The sequence below is a fragment of the Pseudomonas sp. 5P_5.1_Bac1 genome (assembly GCF_025466015.1).
Lineage (GTDB): Bacteria > Pseudomonadota > Gammaproteobacteria > Pseudomonadales > Pseudomonadaceae > Aquipseudomonas.
In genome coordinates this window covers 34858-55113 of record NZ_JANLNX010000108.1, presented here as the reverse complement: position 1 = coordinate 55113, position 20256 = coordinate 34858, and the positions used below count along the sequence as shown (strand labels likewise).

16 protein-coding genes are annotated in these 20256 nt (G+C 64.5%); 8 read left to right on the top strand and 8 right to left on the bottom strand.

Annotation, left to right across the window (positions count from 1 at the left end):
* Window positions 1-64: 64 nt before the first annotated feature.
* Window positions 65-1912, bottom strand: a complete 1848-nt coding sequence (locus tag NTD82_RS23590; protein WP_262130619.1) for an amidohydrolase — start codon at window positions 1910-1912, stop codon at window positions 65-67.
* Window positions 1913-2414: 502 nt separating this feature from the next.
* Between NTD82_RS23590 and NTD82_RS23585 the strand changes: the two genes are divergently transcribed.
* The gene (locus tag NTD82_RS23585; protein WP_262130490.1) at window positions 2415-5216 is read left to right on the top strand and encodes an ATP-binding protein; all 2802 of its coding nucleotides are present in this window, start codon (window positions 2415-2417) and stop codon (window positions 5214-5216) included.
* On the opposite strand, the gene NTD82_RS23580 is transcribed toward NTD82_RS23585, so the two are convergent.
* Window positions 5204-6604, bottom strand: coding sequence for an ATP-binding protein (locus tag NTD82_RS23580; protein ID WP_262130489.1), 1401 nt, complete (start codon window positions 6602-6604; stop codon window positions 5204-5206). The two genes, NTD82_RS23585 and NTD82_RS23580, sit on opposite strands and share 13 nt — an antisense overlap.
* Before the next feature lie 251 nt (window positions 6605-6855).
* Here NTD82_RS23580 and NTD82_RS23575 point away from each other — a divergent pair, with 251 nt between their 5' ends.
* Window positions 6856-7764 (top strand): DUF2167 domain-containing protein, encoded by a 909-nt coding sequence (locus NTD82_RS23575; protein ID WP_262130488.1) that lies wholly within the window; start codon window positions 6856-6858, stop codon window positions 7762-7764.
* A gap of 49 nt (window positions 7765-7813) precedes the next feature.
* On the opposite strand, the gene NTD82_RS23570 is transcribed toward NTD82_RS23575, so the two are convergent.
* Window positions 7814-8767, bottom strand: a complete 954-nt coding sequence (locus tag NTD82_RS23570; RefSeq protein WP_262130487.1) for a GlxA family transcriptional regulator — start codon at window positions 8765-8767, stop codon at window positions 7814-7816.
* Window positions 8768-8976: 209 nt separating this feature from the next.
* Between NTD82_RS23570 and NTD82_RS23565 the strand changes: the two genes are divergently transcribed.
* A complete protein-coding gene (locus NTD82_RS23565) occupies window positions 8977-9699 on the top strand; it encodes a pirin family protein (RefSeq protein WP_095153775.1) in 723 nt (240 codons plus the stop codon).
* A gap of 19 nt (window positions 9700-9718) precedes the next feature.
* On the opposite strand, the gene NTD82_RS23560 is transcribed toward NTD82_RS23565, so the two are convergent.
* Window positions 9719-10012, bottom strand: a complete 294-nt coding sequence (locus NTD82_RS23560; protein WP_262130486.1) for a DUF1330 domain-containing protein — start codon at window positions 10010-10012, stop codon at window positions 9719-9721.
* Window positions 10013-10088: 76 nt separating this feature from the next.
* Between NTD82_RS23560 and ribBA the strand changes: the two genes are divergently transcribed.
* From ribBA to NTD82_RS23535, 5 genes are all read left to right on the top strand, one after another.
* The gene (ribBA, locus tag NTD82_RS23555; RefSeq protein ID WP_262130485.1) at window positions 10089-11210 is read left to right on the top strand and encodes a bifunctional 3,4-dihydroxy-2-butanone-4-phosphate synthase/GTP cyclohydrolase II; all 1122 of its coding nucleotides are present in this window, start codon (window positions 10089-10091) and stop codon (window positions 11208-11210) included.
* A gap of 231 nt (window positions 11211-11441) precedes the next feature.
* A complete protein-coding gene (locus NTD82_RS23550) occupies window positions 11442-12467 on the top strand; it encodes an ABC transporter substrate-binding protein (protein ID WP_262130484.1) in 1026 nt (341 codons plus the stop codon).
* Window positions 12464-13387: an ABC transporter permease gene (locus tag NTD82_RS23545; RefSeq protein WP_095153779.1), complete on the top strand. Its 924-nt coding sequence runs from the start codon at window positions 12464-12466 to the stop codon at window positions 13385-13387. The genes NTD82_RS23550 and NTD82_RS23545 overlap by 4 nt, the downstream gene beginning before the upstream one ends.
* 6 nt (window positions 13388-13393) lie before the next feature.
* The gene (locus NTD82_RS23540) at window positions 13394-14203 is read left to right on the top strand and encodes an ABC transporter permease (RefSeq protein ID WP_095153780.1); all 810 of its coding nucleotides are present in this window, start codon (window positions 13394-13396) and stop codon (window positions 14201-14203) included.
* 19 nt (window positions 14204-14222) lie between these two features.
* Window positions 14223-15371, top strand: coding sequence for an ABC transporter ATP-binding protein (locus tag NTD82_RS23535; protein WP_095153781.1), 1149 nt, complete (start codon window positions 14223-14225; stop codon window positions 15369-15371).
* A 73-nt stretch (window positions 15372-15444) separates the two neighbouring features.
* On the opposite strand, the gene ahpF is transcribed toward NTD82_RS23535, so the two are convergent.
* The 4 genes from ahpF to galU form a co-directional block, all read right to left on the bottom strand.
* Window positions 15445-17007, bottom strand: coding sequence for an alkyl hydroperoxide reductase subunit F (ahpF, locus tag NTD82_RS23530; protein WP_262130483.1), 1563 nt, complete (start codon window positions 17005-17007; stop codon window positions 15445-15447).
* Between the two features lie 117 nt (window positions 17008-17124).
* The gene (ahpC, locus tag NTD82_RS23525) at window positions 17125-17688 is read right to left on the bottom strand and encodes an alkyl hydroperoxide reductase subunit C (protein ID WP_095153783.1); all 564 of its coding nucleotides are present in this window, start codon (window positions 17686-17688) and stop codon (window positions 17125-17127) included.
* A gap of 215 nt (window positions 17689-17903) precedes the next feature.
* On the bottom strand, window positions 17904-19259 hold the full coding sequence (gorA, locus tag NTD82_RS23520) for a glutathione-disulfide reductase (protein ID WP_262130482.1): 1356 nt from the start codon (window positions 19257-19259) through the stop codon (window positions 17904-17906).
* A 100-nt stretch (window positions 19260-19359) separates the two neighbouring features.
* Window positions 19360-20199 carry a UTP--glucose-1-phosphate uridylyltransferase GalU gene (gene galU, locus NTD82_RS23515; RefSeq protein ID WP_095153785.1) on the bottom strand — a complete coding sequence of 280 codons (840 nt, stop codon included), beginning with the start codon at window positions 20197-20199 and terminating at the stop codon, window positions 19360-19362.
* Window positions 20200-20256 lie beyond the last annotated feature (57 nt).

Below are 20256 nucleotides of genomic sequence, written 5' to 3'. Positions count from 1 at the left end.
ACATGACTCCCAGGGGTTGAATGACGCGGGATGGCGCGGGCTTGAAGCCCGCGCCGAGGTGAAATCAGAAGGCGAAGCAGGAACAGCCGAACGCGCCCCAGAAGCCCTGGAAGTCGCTGACCGGCACGTTTGACAGGCGCGCCCGCTCATGGCCGTGGGCATGCACGCCGCACGGGCCGCTGCACTGGTGCACCTGCGCCTGCAACGGCGAGGCCGGACGCCAGTGACCCGGCACCTTGACCACCGGCGACCAGTCCGGCAGCACCGGAATGTCCAGCGGGCCGTGGTTGCGGAAGTCGTCGGCGCCGAACACCACCTTGCCGCCGACCACGGTCAGCACCGACTCGATCCACTTGATGGCTTCTTCATCGACGCTGAAGTAGTCGGCGCTGAGCACTGCGACGTCCGCCAACTGGCCGACCTTGATCTGGCCCTTCTTGCCCTGCTCCGAGGAGAACCAGGCGCTGCCGTGGGTGAACAGCTCCAGCGCGGTGAGGCGCGACAGCCCTTCCTCATGCAACGCCAGGCCGCCGACGGTGCGACCGCTGACCATCCAGTACAGCGAGGTCCACGGGTTGTAACTGGAAACCCGGGTGGCGTCGGTGCCGGCGCCGACCGGCACGCCTTCGGCAAGCATGCGCTTGATTGGCGGGGTCGCTTCGGCGGCCTTGGCGCCGTAGCGCTCGACGAAGTATTCGCCCTGGAACGCCATGCGGTCCTGGATCGCGATGCCGCCGCCCAGCGCCCGCACCCGCTCGATATTGCGCGGGGTGATGGTTTCGGCGTGGTCGAAGAACCACGGCAAGCCGTTGAACGGAATGTCGCGGTTGACCTTCTCGAACACATCGAGCATGCGGCTGATGGATTCGTCATAAGTGGCGTGCAGGCGGAACGGCCAGCGCTGCTCAACCAGGTGGCGCACCACCGGCTCAAGGTCCTGCTCCATGCTCGGCGGCAGGTCCGGGCGCGGTTCGAGGAAGTCCTCGAAGTCGGCAGCGGAGAACACCAGCATCTCGCCGGCGCCATTGTGGCGCAGCATGTCGTCGCCTTGGTGCAGCTTGACGCTGCTGGTCCAGTTCTTGAAATCGGCCAGTTCGTCCTTGGGCTTCTGAGTGAACAGGTTGTAGGCGATGCGCACCGTCAACTGGTCTTGTTTGGCCAGTTGCTCGATCACCTCGTAGTCGTCAGGGTAATTCTGGAAACCGCCGCCGGCATCGATGGCGCTGGTCAGGCCGAGGCGGTTGAGTTCACGCATGAACTGGCGGGTCGAGTTGACCTGATATTCCAACGGCAGCTTCGGCCCCTTGGACAGGGTCGAGTAGAGAATCATCGCGTTGGGCCGCGCCACCAGCATGCCGGTGGGCTCGCCCTTGCTGTCGCGGACAATCTCGCCGCCCGGCGGGTTGGGGGTATCGCGGGTATCGCGGGTGTAGCCGGCGACCCGCAACGCGGCGCGGTTGAGCAAGGCGCGGTCATACAGGTGAAGGACGAACACCGGCGTGTCGGGCGCGGCCTGGTTCAGCTCTTCCAGGGTCGGCATGCGTTTTTCGGCGAACTGGAATTCGTTCCAGCCACCGACCACCCGCACCCATTGCGGGGTCGGGGTGCGCTCGGCCTGGTCCTTGAGCATACGCAGGGCGTCGGCCAGCGACGGCACGCCTTCCCAGCGCAGTTCGAGGTTGTAGTTGAGGCCGCCACGGATCAGGTGCAGGTGCGAGTCGTTGAGGCCGGGGATCACGCAGCGGCCCTTGAGGTCGATGACCTGGGTGCCGGTGCTGCGCGCGGCCATGGCCTGGGCATCGCTGCCCACGGCGATGAAACGCCCATCCTTGATCGCGACTGCGGTGGCTTGCGGATTTTCCCGGTCCACGGTGTGGAACTGGCCGTTGAACAGAATCAGGTCGGCATTCATTGCAGGTCCTTGGTCAGAAGTGAGTGAGGCGAAGGACAACCGCGGCAGCAGCGTCGCGGCGGCGGTCAGGAGAGAGCCGGCGGCCAGCAGGCGTCGGCGGGCCGGGTCGGTGTGGTCATCGCGGTCAGTCATGGCCGCGCTCCTCGTCACCGTCGGTCGCGACGGTGTGGCGTTCACCGGGCCGCACTGTGGATGATTCAGTCATGTCGGACTCCCCTGGCGCTTGATCCCGTTGATTCTTGGGCGTGAGGCGATCATGGACGAGTTAATCGTTGTTAATTATTCCCCTGCGCGGCGTAGTGTTTTTCCCTCGACTGCCGGCAGGCGCCCGCAAACAGGGCCTGCACCGTGCACAGCTGTACAAGCGTAGACCGCGTACCGAGGCGCACCGGCGACGCCGCCATTGCGTTGCTGCCCGAACCTGCCCAACATGCGCCAAAGCCACGCGGCAGAGCCCTTTCAGGGCCGCTGCCGGTAGTCGGAACAGCGTCAGGAGCACGATGTGAGCAACAACAGCGAACAGGCCATTCAGTTCGGCCCTTACCGGGTGTTTCCCGGCCAGCGCCTGATCGTCGAGAACGAACGGCCGTTGCGCCTCGGCCGGCGCGCCATGGACATCCTCCTCGCGCTGCTGGCGCGGCCCGGCGAAGTGCTGGGCAAACAGCAACTGATGGCGCTGGTCTGGCCCGACACGGTAGTCGAGGACATCAGCCTGCGCGTACACATCGCCGCCTTGCGCAAGGCACTCGGCGACGGCCAGGGCGGGCAGCGCTACATCGTCACCGTGGCCCAGCGCGGCTACAGCTTCGTCGCGCCGCTGACGCTAAAGACCCCACCGCCGCTGTCGCCCGACCGGGTCAACGCCGCGCACAACCTGCCCCTGCGGCGCACTCGGCCAATCGGCCGCCAGGTGCTGGTCAATCAACTGCTCGATCAACTGTCGCAGCAACGCCTGCTGACCCTCGCCGGCCCCGGTGGCATCGGCAAGACCACCGTGGCGCTGCGGGTCGCCGAGCAACTGCTCGGGCACTACCGCGACGGCGTTCGCCTGCTCGACCTGAGCCCGCTGAGCAGCCCGTCGATGATCGTCAGCAACCTCGCCGGCGTATTCGGTCTGGCCCTGCCCGACCAGGCGCCGCTGGACGCCCTGTGCAATTACCTGAGCGAACGTCAGGTGCTGCTGGTGATCGACAACGCCGAGCATCTGGTGGACTCGGTCGCCAGCCTTTGCGAACACCTGCTGCGCTGCGCCCCGCGCTTGCAGATCCTGGTGACCAGCCGCGAGAGCCTGCGTGCCGAAGGTGAATGGCTGCAGCGCCTCGACGCGCTGGAATGCCCGCCGGCCGACGCCCTGCTCGACCCCGCCGAAGCGCTGCGCTACAGCGCCGTGCAACTGTTCGTCGAACGGGCCATCGCCAGCCAGGACAGCTTCGAACTCGACACCACCAACCTGACCACGGTGCTCGCTATCTGCCGTCAGCTCGACGGCATTCCGCTGGCCCTGGAACTGGCCGCGGCGCAACTGGCGACCCTCGACCTCGACGGTCTGCTCGGCGATCTGCGCAAACACCTGGCCCAGCCGCAGATTGACGCGGCCCCGCAGCAACTGCTCGGCGCCACGCTGGACTGGAGCTTTCAGTTGCTCAACGACAGCGAGCGCACCTGCCTGCGCCGGCTCAGCGTGTTTCGCGGCGGCTTCACCCTGGCCTCGGCGCTGGCCCTGGTCACCGACGAACGCCTCGGCCGCGAGCAGGTGCTGGATGCGCTGAGCCAGTTGGTGACCAAGTCGCTGCTCAATGTCGATGTCGGTGATGAAGAGGTGTTCTACCGCCTGCTCGACACCACCCGCAGCTACGCCATGGCCAGGTTGCAACAGGCCGGCGAGTTGCCGGCGGCGCTCAAGCGCCATGCCGAGCGCTATCTGGTGATCATGCAGCAGGCCGAACGCGAGTGGCCGCAGACCAGCGCCGAGCAGTGGCTGGAGCGCTATTCGCGGGCCCTCGACGATCTGCGCGCGGCGCTGGAATGGGGTTTCGCCAGCAGCGACGCGGGCCTGCTCGGCGCCCGGCTGACCGCCGCGTCGGCACCGTTGTGGCAGGAACTGTCGCTGCTCTCGGAGCATGGCCGGCATATCCGCAAGGCGCTGTTGCACCTGGACGCCGACGCCCATCCCGCCGCACACCTGCACATCAACCTCAAGCTGGCGATGGGCACCTTCAGCTACCACGACCATGGCGGCAACCAGGAAACCCTCGACGCCTTCGGCAGCGCCCGCGAACTCGCCGAGCGCCACGGCGACATGCCCGGCCAGTTGCGGGCGATCTCCGGGCATATGGCGGTCAACCTGAGCCGGGGCGAATACCAGCAAGCGCTGCACCTGAGCCGCGACTTCGACCAGCGCGGCCTCAGCCACGACCCGCAACTGGCCCTCAGCGCCCAGCGCCTGCGCGGGCTTGGCCTGCACTTCAGCGGCGATCAGGCCGGCGCCCGCGCCGAGGCCGCCGACGCGCTGCAACGCATGGCCCACAGCGGCCGCCTCAACCGCTTCACCCAAGGTTTCGGTGTGCAATATGACCAGAGCGTCGCCGCCCTCACCCTGCTGGCGCGCATTCTCTGGCTGCAGGGGCTGGCGGAACAGGCCGCGTGCACCGCCGAGCAGGCGCTGGACCTGGCGCGCCAGATCAACCATGGCACCACGCTGTGCTACACCCTCGCCCTCAGCGGCTGCGTCATTCCCTGGTACAACGGCGACGCGGAACAGGCCCGGGAGCGCGTGGCGCTGCTACGCGAGCAGTCCATCCGCCATTCCGTGGGTGTATTCCAGGACTGGGCCGAGCACTACGCCCGGGCACTCGATGGCGAACCCGGCAAGCCGGCCACCGGCTTGATCGGCGACCTGCTGGCGACGCAGGTGCCAGGGCGGGTCGATACCGCGCTGCTGGAAAGAGCACACAACGGCGACGCCGGCTGGGCCGGCCCTGCCCTGCTCTGCTCACGGGCCGAGCAGCTTATGGTGGCGGGCGCGAATGCTCGTCAGGAAGCCGAAGTCCTGTTGCTCAAGGCCCTCGGCATCGCCCGCAAACAACAGGCGCTGGCCTGGGAACTGCGCAGCGCCAGCGCCCTGGCGCAGCTCTGGCTGGAAGACGGCCGACCGCTGCCCGCCCGGCAGTTACTGGCGCCGGTGCTTGCCCGTTTCAGCGAAGGGTTCGCCACGCCGCAGGTGCTGCGGGCGCGCCAGTTGCTGGAGCAACTGCCCGCCCGTGAACAACCACGCAGCCGCTACGAAAGCACTCAGGCCGGCTGAAGCAGCGCGCCGTCCTCGACGCTCTGGCGCAGGTACCAACCGGTGCTGTTCAGCACCCGGTAACGCAGCGGCGCGTAATGCACCGCCAGCAGCGATTTGGCGGCCAGTCGCTCCACCGCCCGCACGGCGGGCAGCGGGCCGATGCCGTCGGCGGCGACATGGGCGACCGCCTGTTCCAGGCTGAATGGCCGGCTCAGTTGCGCGAGGCTGCGCAAGACCTGCTGCTCGATCGCCGGCAGGCGCTGGAAACTCCAGTCCAGCGCCGCCTTCAGCGATTGATGCCGGGCCTGGGCGGTGCGCCGTCCCCGATTTAGCACCTGCAGACCTTCACTCAAATGCGCACGCAAGCCGACCAGGGCGAACACATCGATCTGCGCCGCCGCCAGCTCCAACGCCAGCGGCAACCCGTCGAGCCGCCGGCAGATTTCCCAGACCGCCTTGAGGTCCTGCGGGCGCAGGACGAAATCCGCCTGCCGGGCCTGGGCGCACCTGACGAACAGGCGCACCGCGGCATAGCTCATGAACTGCTCCACGCTGTGCGCGTCGCTGCTGGGCGGGACCGCCAGCGGTGCCACGGGTAACAGGGTTTCACCGCGAATGCGCAACGGCTCGCGACTGACCGCCAGAATCGTCACCCCCGGCGCCAGCGCCAGCAGCGCTTCGGCCAGCCGGCGACTGCCCTGCGGCATCGCCTCGCAGTGATCCAGCACCAGCAGCAGTTGCCGATTCAATAGGTAGCCCGGTAAACCCGCCAGCGGACACTCGTCACAAGGCGCCAGGCCCTGATCACGCAGCAGGCCGGTGACCGCCTCGCGTGGGCATTGCGCCTCGGCGAAGTCGATCAGCCAGGCACCATCGCGCCAACGCGGCGTCTGCGTTTCGGCGGCGCTCAGGGCCAGGGCGCTCTTGCCCACGCCGACCGGGCCACTGAGCGTCACCAGCCGGCGTTGCGACAGCAACAGGCCGAGCGCCGCCAACTCCTCATCGCGGCCGATGATCCGGCTCAGGCGGGTTGGCAGGTTGTGGGTCGTCGCAGATGCGGATGCGGCAGCGCCTTCGCGCTGTACCGGCGCGACGAACGCGTAGCCCTGGCCGGGCACGTTGGCGATGAAACGCTGGTCATCGCCCAACACCCGACGCAGCGCGGCGATGTGCACCCGTAGATTGATGTCCTCGACCACCGTGTCCGGCCAGACCCGCGCCAGCAGCGTCGGCTTGTCTACCAGCGAACCGGCCTGTTCCAGCAGCACCAGGAGAATGTCCAGAGCCCGGCCACCGATGGGTAGCCGACGCTCGTCGGCGAGCATCAAGCGCTGTCCCGAGTGCACGGTATAGCGACCGAAGCGCAGCACCTCATCGTTGTTGGAAACCCTGGCGAGTGCGCCCAAACCATCCACCTCCTGCCGCTGAAAGACCTGATAGGGAATAGTGGCAGGGCAAGCTTTCAGGACAACCGTGCGAAGGGGCGCCAGGCGGCCAAATGAGTGTCGGGGACGGACAACAACGGTGAATCAGGCTCTTCATGCAGAGCCAAGTGGAGCAGCCGCAGCAGCAGGCAGCTAGCACTAGACCATGGCGATCTACCAGTCCTTTAAGCTATCCTGCGCGACCAAATTAATTCAAATTGTAAGGGATTACGATGAAACACCTGCGCCAGCTATTGGCGGCAGTGTTGCTCTGCGCAACCACGTTGCCCGCCATCGCCGCCAGCACTCCCGCGTCTGCGCCAACCGCCAGCGAACAACCGCAGCAGACCGCCGAACAGTGGCTGGCCACGCTCAAGCCAAAGCACGGCAACATCACCCTGCCCAGCGGCATCGCCAGCCTGCAACTCAACAACGAGTTCTACTACCTGTCGCCAGACGACACCGAGCGCCTGCTGACCGAAGCCTGGGGCAACCCACGGGGCTTCAAGACCCTCGGCATGATCATCCCGACCGCCGTCAGCCCACTGGCGGCAAACGGCTGGGGCGTGATCATCAGCTACAAGAACGACGGCCACATTTCCGATGATGACGCGGCCAAGATCGACTACGCCGACCTGCTCAAGCAGATGAAGGCCGATGACGAGGAAGACAACAAGGAGCGTCGCAAGGAAGGCTATGCCGGCCTGACACTGCTGGGCTGGGCCGAGCCGCCGAGCTACGACCAGGCTACCCACAAGATGTACTGGGCGCGAGAGTTGAAGGCCGACGACGCCGAGCAGACCACGCTGAACTACAGCATCCGCGTGCTGGGCCGCGAAGGCGTGCTGGAACTCAACGCCGTGGCAGCGATGGCCGACCTGCAGACAATCAAGCAGGAAACGCCGAAGATCCTCGCCTTCACCAACTTCACCGACGGCAACCGCTACGCCGACTACGACGCCAAGACCGACAAGCTGGCGCCCTACGGCCTGGCCGCCCTGGTCGCCGGTGGCATCGCCGCCAAGGCGGGTCTGTTCGCCAAGATCGGTGTTGCCTTGTTGGCGTTCAAGAAGTTCATCATCCTCGGCCTGGTGGCCATCGCCGGCGTCCTCGGCAAGCTGTTCAAGCGCAAGCAATCCTGATTCTGGTCTGGCTCAGCCTTGATGGGCGGGTCACCTACAACGAACGTGCCTAAGGAGAGAGTTGCTCGCGATACTCCGCCGGGGTCACGCCCAATCGCTCGCTGAAGACCTGCCGCATATAGCGGACGCTGCCGAATCCGCTGCGGTAGGCGACGGTCTTCAAGGGCAGGTCGCTGCTTTCCAGCATCTCGCGCGCGCGGTCGATGCGGGCGTTCTGCAGGAAGACCATGGGCGTCATGTTCACTTCGCGCAGAAACACCCGGGAGAAATGCCGCGGGCTCATGGCCGCCAGCGCCGCCATGCGCGGGATGCCGAACGGCTCTTCCAGGTGCTCCAGCACATGGTTCTGCACGCGGGTGATTGGGGTTTCTTCCTTGGCCACGGCGCCGGCCAGCGGGCTGAAACGCGCCTGGCCGCCCTGGCGTTTCATGACCACCAGCAGCACCTTGGCCACGTCCTGGGCGACTTTCTTGCCGTGATCCTCGGCCACCACCGACAGCGCCAGGTCGATGCCGGCGGTGACGCCGCCGGAGGTGATCAACTGGCGGTCACGCACGTAGATCTGGTCCGTTTCTACCTGCGCCGTGGGAAAGGCGCGGATCAGGCGTTCGGTGTAGTGCCAGTGGGTGGTGACCCGGTAGCCATCCAGCAGCCCGGCATGGCCGAGGATGAACGAGCCGGTGCAGATCGAGCCGTAGCACCGCGAGCGCCCGGCGACGCCTTGCAGCCACAGGCTCAGCGGCGGGCAGATTTCGTTGTAGGCGCCGGGACCGCCAGGCACCAGCAGCAAGTCCCAGCCGGCATCGTCGGGGTCGATGACCCGGTCCGGCAACAGGCTGACGCCATTGGACGCCCGTATCGCCCCCGGCACCGCGCCGAGGGTGGTCAGCCGGTAATGGTCCTCGGCCTTCAGATAGCGGTTGGCGATGGAAAACACTTCCATCGGGCCCGCCATGTCGAGCAGGAGGAAATCCGCAAACAGCACCATGGCCACATTTTTCATCGAATCGGGTCACCGCAAGTTCAAGTAAATAATGCGCGACGCATTATGACCGTGCCTACCGCGTGATCGGAATGTTCTGATGCATTGTCCACCCCTACGGGACAGTCATTCCATTTATAGCTACTTATTGCTTCGGCCGGTAACCATTAATCTACTCCCATCGAATCGACGGTTGCTCCAGCAGCCGCCACCTCACAAGGAGAACCACCATGCTTACCCTGCGCAAAGCTTCCGATCGTGGCCTGGCCAATCATGGCTGGCTGAAATCGTTCCACACCTTCTCGTTCGCCCAATACCGCAACCCGGACGAGCAAGGCTTCTCCGACCTGCTGGTGATCAACGATGACCGCGTCAGCGCCGGCAAAGGTTTCGGCCAGCACCCGCACCGCGACATGGAGATTTTCTCCTACGTGCTGGAAGGCGCGCTGGAACACAAAGACAGCATGGGCACAGGTTCCGTGATCCGCCCTGGCGATGTGCAACTGATGAGCGCCGGCCGCGGCGTGACCCACAGCGAGTTCAACCATTCGCACGACGAGTCGGTGCACTTCCTGCAAATCTGGATCGTGCCAGCGGTCGGCGGTGCCGAACCGCGTTATCAGCAAGCCAACTTCAGCGCTGAGGACAAACGCGGCCGGCTGAAACTGATCATCTCGCCGGACGGCAAGGACGGCTCGCTGGAAATCCGCCAGGACGCCCGGATCTACGCCGGCCTGTTCGACGCCGATGAAAGCGCCAGCCTCAAGCTGCCCGCCGGCCGCAACGCCTACGTCCACGTGGCCCGCGGCAGTGTCGAGCTCAACGGCGTGGCCCTGCAGGAAGGCGACGGCGTGCGCTTGCGCCAGGAGCAACTGATCGAGCTGAGCCACGGCGTGGATGCCGAGGTGCTGGTGTTCGACCTGCGCCCTCACGAACTGCCGGGCATGGCCTGAACCGCAGCGAGCCCTGAAATCAGGGCTCGTAGCCTTCCACGATAATAACCTCGGCTTTCGCCACTCCCTGGCGAAAGCCGCAGGCTTCCTGATACTGCGCCGAGCGGTAGCACGCCAGCGCCTGATCGTAGGATTCGAATTCAATCACCACGCTGCGCTGCGGCGTGGCCCGCCCTTCCATCGCCTCACTGCGCCCACCACGGGCCAGCAGCTTGCCACCAAACGCGGCGAAGGCCGCCGGGGCGCGCTGGGTGTATTGCTGATACTGCTGCGGGTCGGTCACATCGACGTGGGCAATCCAATAGGCCTTCATCGCTCAGGCTCCTCAACGGGGGAAATTCGTATTATGGTATACCATAATTTCCACCGAACCACAGTGAGCGCGCAGCATGGCTTTCAACAGCATCGAAGAGATTCTCGACGACTACCGCCAGGGCAAGATGGTCCTGCTGGTGGACGACGAAGACCGTGAAAACGAAGGCGACCTGCTGATCGCCGCCGAGCGGTGCGACGCCGCCGCCATCAGCTTCATGGCCCGCGAGGCGCGTGGCCTGATCTGCCTGACCTTGAGTGACGAACACTGCCAGCGCCTGGGCCTGGAGCAGATGGTGCCGGCCAATGGCAGTGCCTTCAGCACCGCCTTTACCGTGTCGATCGAAGCGGCGCGCGGCGTCACCACCGGCATTTCCGCCGCCGACCGCGCCTGTACCGTCGCCGCCGCCGTGGCGCCGAATGCCACGGCGGACGACCTCGTCCAGCCGGGCCACATCTTCCCCCTGCGCGCCCGCGAAGGCGGCGTGCTGACCCGCGCCGGCCATACCGAAGCCGGCTGCGACCTGGCGCGGCTGGCCGGCTACTCCCCGGCCTCGGTGATCGTCGAAGTGCTCAACGACGACGGCACCATGGCCCGCCGCCCCGACCTGGAAATCTTCGCCGCCCGCCACGGCATCAAGATCGGCACCATCGCCGATCTGATCCACTACCGCCTGAGCACCGAACAGACCGTCAAGCGCATCGGCGAACGCGAGCTGCCGACGGTGCACGGCACCTTCCGCCTGGTGACCTATGAGGACCGTATCGAAGGCGGCGTGCACATGGCGATGGTCATGGGTGACATCCGCCGCGACCAGCCGACGCTGGTGCGGGTGCACGTGATCGACCCGTTGCGCGATCTGGTCGGCGCCGAATATGCCGGGCCGGCCAACTGGACGCTGTGGGCGGCCTTGCAGAAAGTCGCCGCCGAAGGCACCGGCGTGGTCGTGGTGCTGGCCAACCATGAATCGTCCCAGGCCCTGCTGGAACGCGTGCCGCACCTGACCCAGCCGCCTCGGCCGTATCAGCGCGGGCAGTCGAAGACCTATTCGGAAGTGGGCACCGGGGCACAGATTCTGCAGGACCTGGGGGTCGGCAAACTGCGTCACCTGGGGCCGCCGCTGAAATATGCCGGGCTGACGGGGTATGACCTGGAGGTGGTGCAGAGCATTCCGTTCGAGCCGGGGTTGGTGGGCTGACCTTCGGGGCCTGATCGCTGCGGTTCGGCGCCCGGAGTGATAGCCGGTAACCCCACACCTCTTGCCAAAAGTTTGGAATACCATAATATGATATCCCGTAGACCTTAAAACCTGCAGGCCGGCACCTACAATCACAAACGGCCACTCACACTTTGTAAAAGCTGCTCCCCGAACTGATTGGCGGGCGACAGAAAGCCCGCCTCGAATAACAAAAGCAACGAGGGCGTAACCATGCTGTTTAGCAAACGTGTAACCGCAGTGCTGTCCATCAGCCTGCTGACCCTGGCCTGTCAGGCCACCCAGGCCGCCGACAGCCTGAACTTCGTCAGTTGGGGCGGCACCACCCAGGACGCGCAAAAAGCCGCCTGGGCCGAGCCCTTCAGCAAGAGCAGCAACATCAAGGTCGTGCAGGACGGCCCCACCGACTACGGCAAACTCAAAGCCATGGTCGAAAGCGGCAATGTGCAGTGGGACGTGGTCGACGTCGAAGCCGACTTCGCCCTGCGCGCCGCCAGCGAAGGCCTGCTCGAACCCCTCGACTTCAATACCATCCAGCGTGATCGCATCGACCCGCGCTTCGTTTCCGACCACGGCGTAGGCTCCTTCTTCTTCTCCTTCGTCCTCGGCTACAACGAGGGCAAGCTGGGCGGCAACAAGCCGGTGGACTGGAGCGCGCTGTTCGACACCAAGACCTACCCCGGCAAACGCGCCCTGTACAAATGGCCAAGCCCCGGCGTACTGGAACTGGCCCTGCTGGCGGACGGCGTCCCCGCCGACAAGCTCTATCCGCTGGACCTGGACCGCGCCTTCAAGAAACTCGACACCATCAAGAAAGACATCGTCTGGTGGGGCGGCGGCGCGCAGTCGCAGCAACTGCTGGCCTCCGGCGAAGCCACTCTCGGCCAGTTCTGGAACGGCCGCGTCTACGCCCTGCAACAGGACGGCGCGCCAGTGGGCGTGAGCTGGAAGCAGAACCTGGTCATGGCGGACTTCCTCGTGGTGCCCAAAGGCGCCAAGAACAAGGACGCGGCCATGAAGTTCATCGCCAATGCCGCCAGCGCCAAGGGCCAGGCCGAGTTCGCCAACCAGACCGCCTACGCCCCGGTGAATCTGGACAGCGTCAGCCTGCTCAAGCCTGAACTCGCACCGAACCTGCCCACCGCCTACGCTCAAGATCAGGTCACCCTGGATTTCGCCTACTGGGCGAAGAACGGTCCAGCCATCGCGACCCGCTGGAATGAGTGGCTGGTCAAATGAAAGTCGCCATCAACGCCTTGCAAACCGCGTCCGCTGCCGGTGGCGGCGGCGCCAAGGGAGCGGCCATGAACCCCACGCCGTCGCTGCGCCAACGCTGGCGCGGCAGCCGCAACCTGCTGCCGGCCTTGTTGTTCCTCGGATTGTTCTTCTTCGCGCCACTGATCGGCCTGCTGCTGCGCGGCGTGCTGGAACCAGTGCCGGGGCTGGGCAACTACGAGCAACTGTTCGCCAACTCGGCCTACGCCCGGGTGCTGTTCAACACCTTTTCGGTGGCCGGCCTGGTCACCCTGATCAGCGTGTTGCTGGGCTTCCCGCTGGCCTGGGCGATCACCCTGGTGCCGCGTGGCTGGGGCCGCTGGCTGCTGAACATCGTGCTGCTGTCGATGTGGACCAGCCTGCTCGCCCGCACCTATTCCTGGCTGGTGCTGCTGCAGGCCTCGGGGGTGATCAACAAGGCGTTGATGGCAATGGGCATCATCGATGCCCCGCTGGAAATGGTGCATAACCTCACCGGCGTGGTGATCGGCATGAGCTACATCATGATTCCGTTCATCGTCCTGCCGTTGCAGGCGACCATGCAGGCCATCGATCCGATGGTCTTGCAGGCCGGCTCGATCTGCGGCGCGAGCCCGTGGACCAACTTCTTCAAGGTGTTCCTGCCGCTGTGCCGTTCCGGGCTGTTTTCCGGCGCCTTGATGGTGTTCGTGATGTCCCTCGGCTACTACGTGACCCCGGCCCTGCTCGGCGGCGCGCAGAACATGATGCTGCCGGAATTCATCGTCCAGCAGGTGCAGTCGTTCCTCAACTGGGGCCTGGCCAGCGCCGCCGCGGCATTGCTGATCGCGATCACCTTGGTGCTGTTCTATTTCTACCTGAAGCTGCAACCGGAATCCCCGGTCGGCAACAGCAACGCGAGGTAAGCGACCATGCTCCTGACCCCCAATGCCATGAGCCGGCGCCTGCGTTTCGGGCTCTACACCACCACCGGGCTGATCGCGCTGTTCCTGCTGCTGCCGATCGTGTTCATTGTCCTGCTGTCGTTCGGCTCCTCGCAGTGGCTGGTGTTCCCGCCGCCGGGCTGGACGCTGAAATGGTACGGCCAGTTCTTTTCCAATGCCGAATGGATGGACGCCGCCTTCGCCAGCCTCAAGGTGGCGCTGCTGACCACGGTGGTCGCCGTGGCCCTGGGCCTGCCCACCGCCTTCGCCCTGGTGCGCGGGCGTTTCCCCGGCCGCGAAATGCTCTACGGCCTGTTCACGCTGCCGATGATCGTGCCGCTGGTGATCATCGCCGTGGCGGTGTACGCGCTGTTCCTGAAACTGGGCTACACCGGCACGCTGTTTTCCTTCGTGGTCAGCCACGTCATCGTCGCCCTGCCCTTCACCATCATTTCCATCATCAACTCGCTGAAGCTGTTCGATCAGTCGATCGAGGACGCCGCGGTGATCTGCGGCGCCTCGCGCCTGCAAGCGATCGTCAAGGTGACCTTCCCGGGGATTCGCCCGGGAATGATCGCCGGCGGCCTGTTCGCCTTCCTCGTCTCGTGGGACGAGGTAGTGCTCAGCGTGATGATGGCCAGCCCGAACCTGCAAACCCTTCCCGTGAAAATGTGGACCACCCTGCGCCAGGATCTGACGCCCGTGATCGCCGTCGCCTCGACGCTGCTGATCGGCCTGTCGGTGCTGGTCATGGTGATCGCCGCCGCCCTGCGCCGGCGCAACGAAGTCAGCGCCTGAGCGCCCGGAGAGAACAACCATGAGTGCAGTCATCAACGATGCCGCCCAGGCCAAGACCCTCGTCAGCCTGCGCAACCTGAACAAGCACTACGGCGACTTCGCCGCGGTGGACAACATCAGCCTCGACATCCAGGACGGCGAATTCCTCACCTTCCTCGGCTCCAGCGGCTCGGGCAAGAGCACCACGCTGTCGATGCTGGCAGGTTTCGAGACGCCGAGCAGCGGCGAGATCCTGGTCAACGGCCAGTCGCTGGTCAACGTGCCGCCGCACAAACGCGATATCGGCATGGTGTTCCAGCGTTACTCGCTGTTCCCGCACCTGTCGGTGCGCGACAACATCGCCTTCCCCCTGGCGATCCGCAAGCGCAGCGCCGCCGAGCGTGACAAGCAAGTGGACGCCATGCTCAAGCTGGTGCAACTGGACAAATTCGCCCACCGCCGCCCGGCGCAACTGTCCGGCGGTCAGCAGCAGCGTGTGGCGATTGCCCGGGCGCTGGTCTACGAACCACGCATCCTGCTGATGGACGAACCTCTCGGCGCGCTGGACAAAAAACTGCGTGAAGACTTGCAGGACGAACTGCGTCAACTGCACCGTCGGCTCGGCATCACCATCGTCTACGTGACCCACGACCAGGAAGAAGCCATGCGCCTGTCCCAGCGCATCGCCATCTTCAGCCACGGCAAGATCGTCGGCCTCGGCACCGGCTACGACCTCTACCAGAACCCGCCGAATGCGTTCGTCGCCTCGTTCCTGGGCAACTCCAACTTCCTCCGGGTGAAGGCTCAGGGCAACGGCGCGGCCAGTTTCGAAGGCCAGCCGGTGGCGATGCGCCTGACCCCGGGCCTGGCGGTAGGCCAGGACGTGCTACTGATGGTCCGCCCGGAAAAAGCCCTGGCCCTGAGCCGCGAACAGGCCGCAACCGAGGCGCTGCCGGCAGGTTGGAACGAAGTCACGGCAAAGGTTGGCGAAGTGCTGTTCCTCGGCGAAAGCCAGACCTGCAGCGTGGTGACTACAGGCGGCACTGCCATGACCGTGAAAGCGCTGTCGGCGGCAGGCATGTCGATGAAACCGGGGGATGAAGTGAAAGTGCGCTGGGCGGTGGCGGATGCCTGTGTGTACACCGAGTGGCAGGAGAGTGATTTGAACAAGGCGGCGGGGGCGCATTGATGCCCTGATCGCTGAACACAAAAATCCCGGCGCATGGCCGGGATTTTTATTGGTTAAAGCAGGCCCAAAGACCTCAGGCTGGCGCCGAAGTCCGGATCAGGTGATCGAACGCCGCCAGCGACGCCTTGGCCCCCTCACCCACCGCAATCACGATCTGCTTGTACGGCACGGTGGTCACGTCACCCGCGGCGAACACGCCCGGCAGGTTGGTCTGGCCACGGGCATCGACGATGATCTCGCCGCGCGGGGTCAGCTCCAGCGTGCCTTTGAGCCAGTCGGTGTTCGGCAGCAAACCGATCTGCACGAAGATCCCTTCCAGCGCCAGGTCATGCACGGCGTCGGTGGTGCGGTCCTTGTAGCGCAGGCCGTTGACCTTCTGCCCGTCACCGAGCACTTCGGTGGTCAGCGCGCTGGTGATGACCTTGACGTTCGGCAGGCTGTGCAGCTTGCGTTGCAACACGGCGTCGGCACGCAACTGGCTGTCGAACTCGATCAACGTTACCTGGGCGACGATACCCGCCAGGTCGATGGCCGCTTCCACACCGGAGTTACCACCGCCGATCACCGCTACACGCTTGCCTTTGAACAGCGGGCCGTCGCAGTGCGGGCAGTAAGCCACGCCACGGCTGCGGTATTCCTTCTCGCCCGGCACGTTCATTTCGCGCCAGCGAGCGCCGGTGGCGAGGATCACGGTCTTGGCTTTCAGCGTCGCGCCGCTGGCCATGCGTACTTCATGCAGGCCGCCATCGGTGGCCGGCACCAGAGCATCGGCGCGCTGCAGGTTCATGATGTCGACGTCGTACTGCTTGACGTGTTCTTCCAGCGCCGTGGCCAGTTTCGGCCCTTCGGTTTCCTGCACCGAGATGAAGTTCTCGATCGCCATGGTGTCCAGCACCTGGCCGCCGAAACGCTCGGCGGCGACGCCGGTACGGATGCCTTTGCGCGCGGCATAGATAGCCGCCGCGGCACCGGCCGGACCACCGCCGATCACCAGCACGTCGAAGGCGTCCTTGGCATTGAGCTTCTCGGCCTGACGCGCATCGGAGCCGGTATCGAGCTTGGCGACGATCTCTTCAAGGCCCATGCGGCCCTGACCGAAGACTTCGCCGTTGAGATAAACGCTCGGCACCGCCATCACCTGGCGCAACTCGACTTCCGCCTGGAACAGCGCGCCGTCGATCGCCACGTGGCGCACGTTGGGGTTGAGCACCGCCATCAGGTTCAGCGCCTGGACCACATCCGGGCAGTTCTGGCAGGACAACGAGAAGTAGGTTTCGAAATTGAATTCGCCTTCCAGCCCGGCGATCTGCTCGATCAGCTCGGCGCTGGCCTTGGAGGGATGGCCGCCAACTTGCAGCAGCGCCAGTACCAACGAGGTGAATTCGTGGCCCATGGGGATGCCGGCGAAGCGCAGGCTGATCTCACCGCCAGGGCGATTGAGCGAGAACGACGGGCGACGGGCGTCAGTGCCGTCCTCGCGCAGGGTAATGAGGTTCGACAGGCTGGCGACTTCGCTCAGCAGGTCGTGGAGTTCGCGGGACTTCGCGCCGTCATCGAGGGAGGCGACGATCTCGATCGGCTGAGTGACCCGTTCCAGGTAGGCTTTCAACTGAGTTTTAAGCGTGGCGTCCAACATACGGGCGATTCCTTTTCAAACGGTAGAAATAACAACGCCCGGGCGAAAGCGCCCGGGCGTTTTGCGGGGCGGTACAGCGACTAGGTGCGGAGGACCGCCCTCGGCTTTTTCACGGTCTTAGATCTTGCCGACCAGGTCCAGCGATGGTGCCAGGGTGGCTTCGCCTTCTTTCCACTTGGCCGGGCAGACTTCGCCTGGGTGAGCGGCGACGTATTGGGCAGCCTTGACCTTGCGCAGCAGCTCGCTGGCGTCACGGCCCACACCACCGTCGTTCAGTTCGACGATCTTGATCTGGCCTTCTGGGTTGATGACGAAGGTGCCACGGTCAGCCAGACCGGCTTCTTCGATCAGCACGTCGAAGTTGCGCGAGATGACGTGGGTCGGGTCACCGATCAGCGGGTACTGGATCTTGCTGATGGTGTCCGAGGTGTCGTGCCAGGCTTTGTGGGTGAAGTGCGTGTCGGTGGACACGCCGTAGATCTCGACGCCCAATTTCTGGAACTCGGCGTAGTTGTCGGCCAGGTCACCCAGCTCGGTCGGGCAGACGAAAGTGAAGTCGGCTGGGTAGAAGAACACAACGGACCATTTGCCTTTCAGATCCGCTTCGGAGACCTGAACGAAGTTGCCGTTGTGGTAAGCAGTTGCGTTGAACGGTTTAACCTGGCTGTTGATGATAGGCATCGGATGTTTCTCCTTCAGGGTTTGTAAAAACTTGATGGAGAGATCCTAGCCAATAGACCCGGTTAATGCTCATTGGCAAAAGTCATGCTGGCGATTGGTTTTGGCTATAACAGGTGGGTATTAATAGAAGGGATTGGTTCATCGCGAGCAAGCTCGCTCCTACAGGTCGGTGTTGCACCTCTGTAGGACCGAGCTTGCTCGCAAAAACGCCTCACTCAGCGCGTCACGGTCCGCATCGTCACAAACTCTTCCGCCGCCGTCGGGTGCACACCAATGGTGTCGTCAAACTGTTGCTTGGTCGCCCCGGCCTTGAGGGCGATGCCCAGGCCCTGGACGATCTCGCCGGCCTCCGGCCCGACCATATGGCAACCCAGCACGCGGTCAGTTTCGGCATCGACCACCAGCTTCATCAGGGTCTTTTCCTGCACGTCGGTCAGGGTCAGCTTCATCGGCCGGAAACGGCTTTCGAAGATCTTCACCTGGTGTCCGGCTTCCAGTGCCTGCTCCTCGGTCAGGCCAACGGTGCCGATCGGCGGCTGGCTGAACACGGCGGTCGGGATGTTGCGGTAGTCCACCGGGCGGTATTCCTCCGGTTTGAACAGCCGCCGCGCCACCGCCATGCCTTCGGCCAGCGCGACCGGGGTCAACTGCACGCGGCCGATCACGTCACCAATGGCCAGGATCGACGGCTCGTCGGTCTGGAATTCATCGTTGACCCGCACGAAGCCACGCTTGTCCAGTTGCACCTCGGTGTTTTCCAGGCCGAGATTGTCCAGCATCGGCCGGCGCCCGGTGGCGTAGAACACGCAGTCGGTAATCAGCTCGCGGCCATCCTTGAGGGTCGCCTTGAGGCTGCCGTCCGGCTGCTGGTCGATGCGCTGGATGTCGGCGTTGAACTGCAGGTCGAGGCCGCGCTTCTCCAGTTCTTCCTTGAGGTGGGTGCGCACCGAGCCGTCGAAACCGCGCAGGAACAGGTCGCCTCGGTAGAGCAAGGTGGTGTCGGCGCCCAGCCCCTGGAAAATGCCGGCGAACTCGACGGCGATGTAGCCACCGCCCACCACCAGCACGCGTTTAGGCAGGTCTTTGAGGAAGAAGGCTTCGTTGGAACTGATCGCCAGTTCGCGGCCGGGGATGTCCGGCACCTGCGGCCAGCCGCCGGTGGCGATGAGGATGTGGCCGGCGCTGTAGCGCTTGCCTTCGACTTCCACTTCATGCGGCCCGGTGATCCGCGCATGACCTTCGAGCAAGGTCACGCCACTGTTGACCAGCAGGTTGCGGTAGATGCCATTGAGCCGCGCAATTTCGCGATTCTTGTTGGCGATCAGTTGCGACCAGTCGAACTGCGCGTCTTCCAGCGACCAGCCAAACCCCGAAGCCTGCTCGAAGTCGTCGGCGAAGTGCGCGCCGTACACCAGCAGCTTTTTCGGCACGCAGCCGACGTTGACGCAGGTGCCGCCCAGGTAACGGCTTTCGGCAACCGCCACTTTCGCCCCGTAGCCCGCGGCAAAACGCGAGGCCCGTACACCGCCGGAACCGGCGCCAATCACAAACAGATCAAAATCGTAGGCCATATCAGTCTCCTCGGCAGTTCGCCAGCATAACGCCGGCGATGGCCATAAACAAAAAAGCCACCCGAAGGTGGCTTTTTTCGTACAGGCGAGCGCTACCGGATCAGTAGGCTTTGCCAGTCTTGTAGAAGTTCTCGAAGCAGAAGTTGGTCGCGTCGATGTAGCCTTCGGCGCCACCGCAGTCGAAACGACGGCCTTTGAATTTGTAGGCCATGACGCAACCGTTCTGCGCCTGCTTCATCAGTGCGTCGGTGATCTGGATTTCACCGCCCTTGCCTGGCTCGGTTTGTTCGATCAGGTCGAAGATGTCCGGGGTCAGGATGTAGCGACCAATGATCGCCAGGTTCGACGGCGCGTCTTCCGGCTTCGGCTTCTCGACCATGCTGTGCACGCGGTAGATGTCGTCGCGGATCATTTCGCCGGCGATCACGCCGTACTTGTGGGTTTCCTGCGGATCGACTTCCTGGATGGCGACGATCGAGCAGCGGAACTGCTTGTACAGCTTGACCATCTGGGTCAGCACGCCATCGTTATCGAGGTTGACGCACAGGTCGTCCGCCAGGACCACGGCGAACGGCTCGTCACCGATCAGCGGGCGGCCGGTCAGGATGGCGTGGCCCAGGCCTTTCATTTCGGTCTGACGGGTGTAGGAGAAGGAGCACTCGTCCAGCAGACGACGGATGCCGACCAGGTATTTTTCCTTGTCGGTGCCCTTGATCTGGTTTTCCAGCTCGTAGCTGATGTCGAAGTGGTCTTCCAGGGCGCGCTTGCCGCGGCCGGTAACGATGGAGATTTCAGTCAGGCCGGCTTCGAGGGCTTCCTCGACGCCGTACTGGATCAGTGGCTTGTTTACCACCGGCAGCATTTCCTTGGGCATGGCTTTGGTGGCTGGCAGGAAGCGAGTGCCGTAGCCGGCTGCCGGGAACAAGCATTTCTTGATCATATAAGTCCTTAACGAAGGGCTGTGCGTGCGAAATTCGGCGCAGTCTAATCAGGCGGC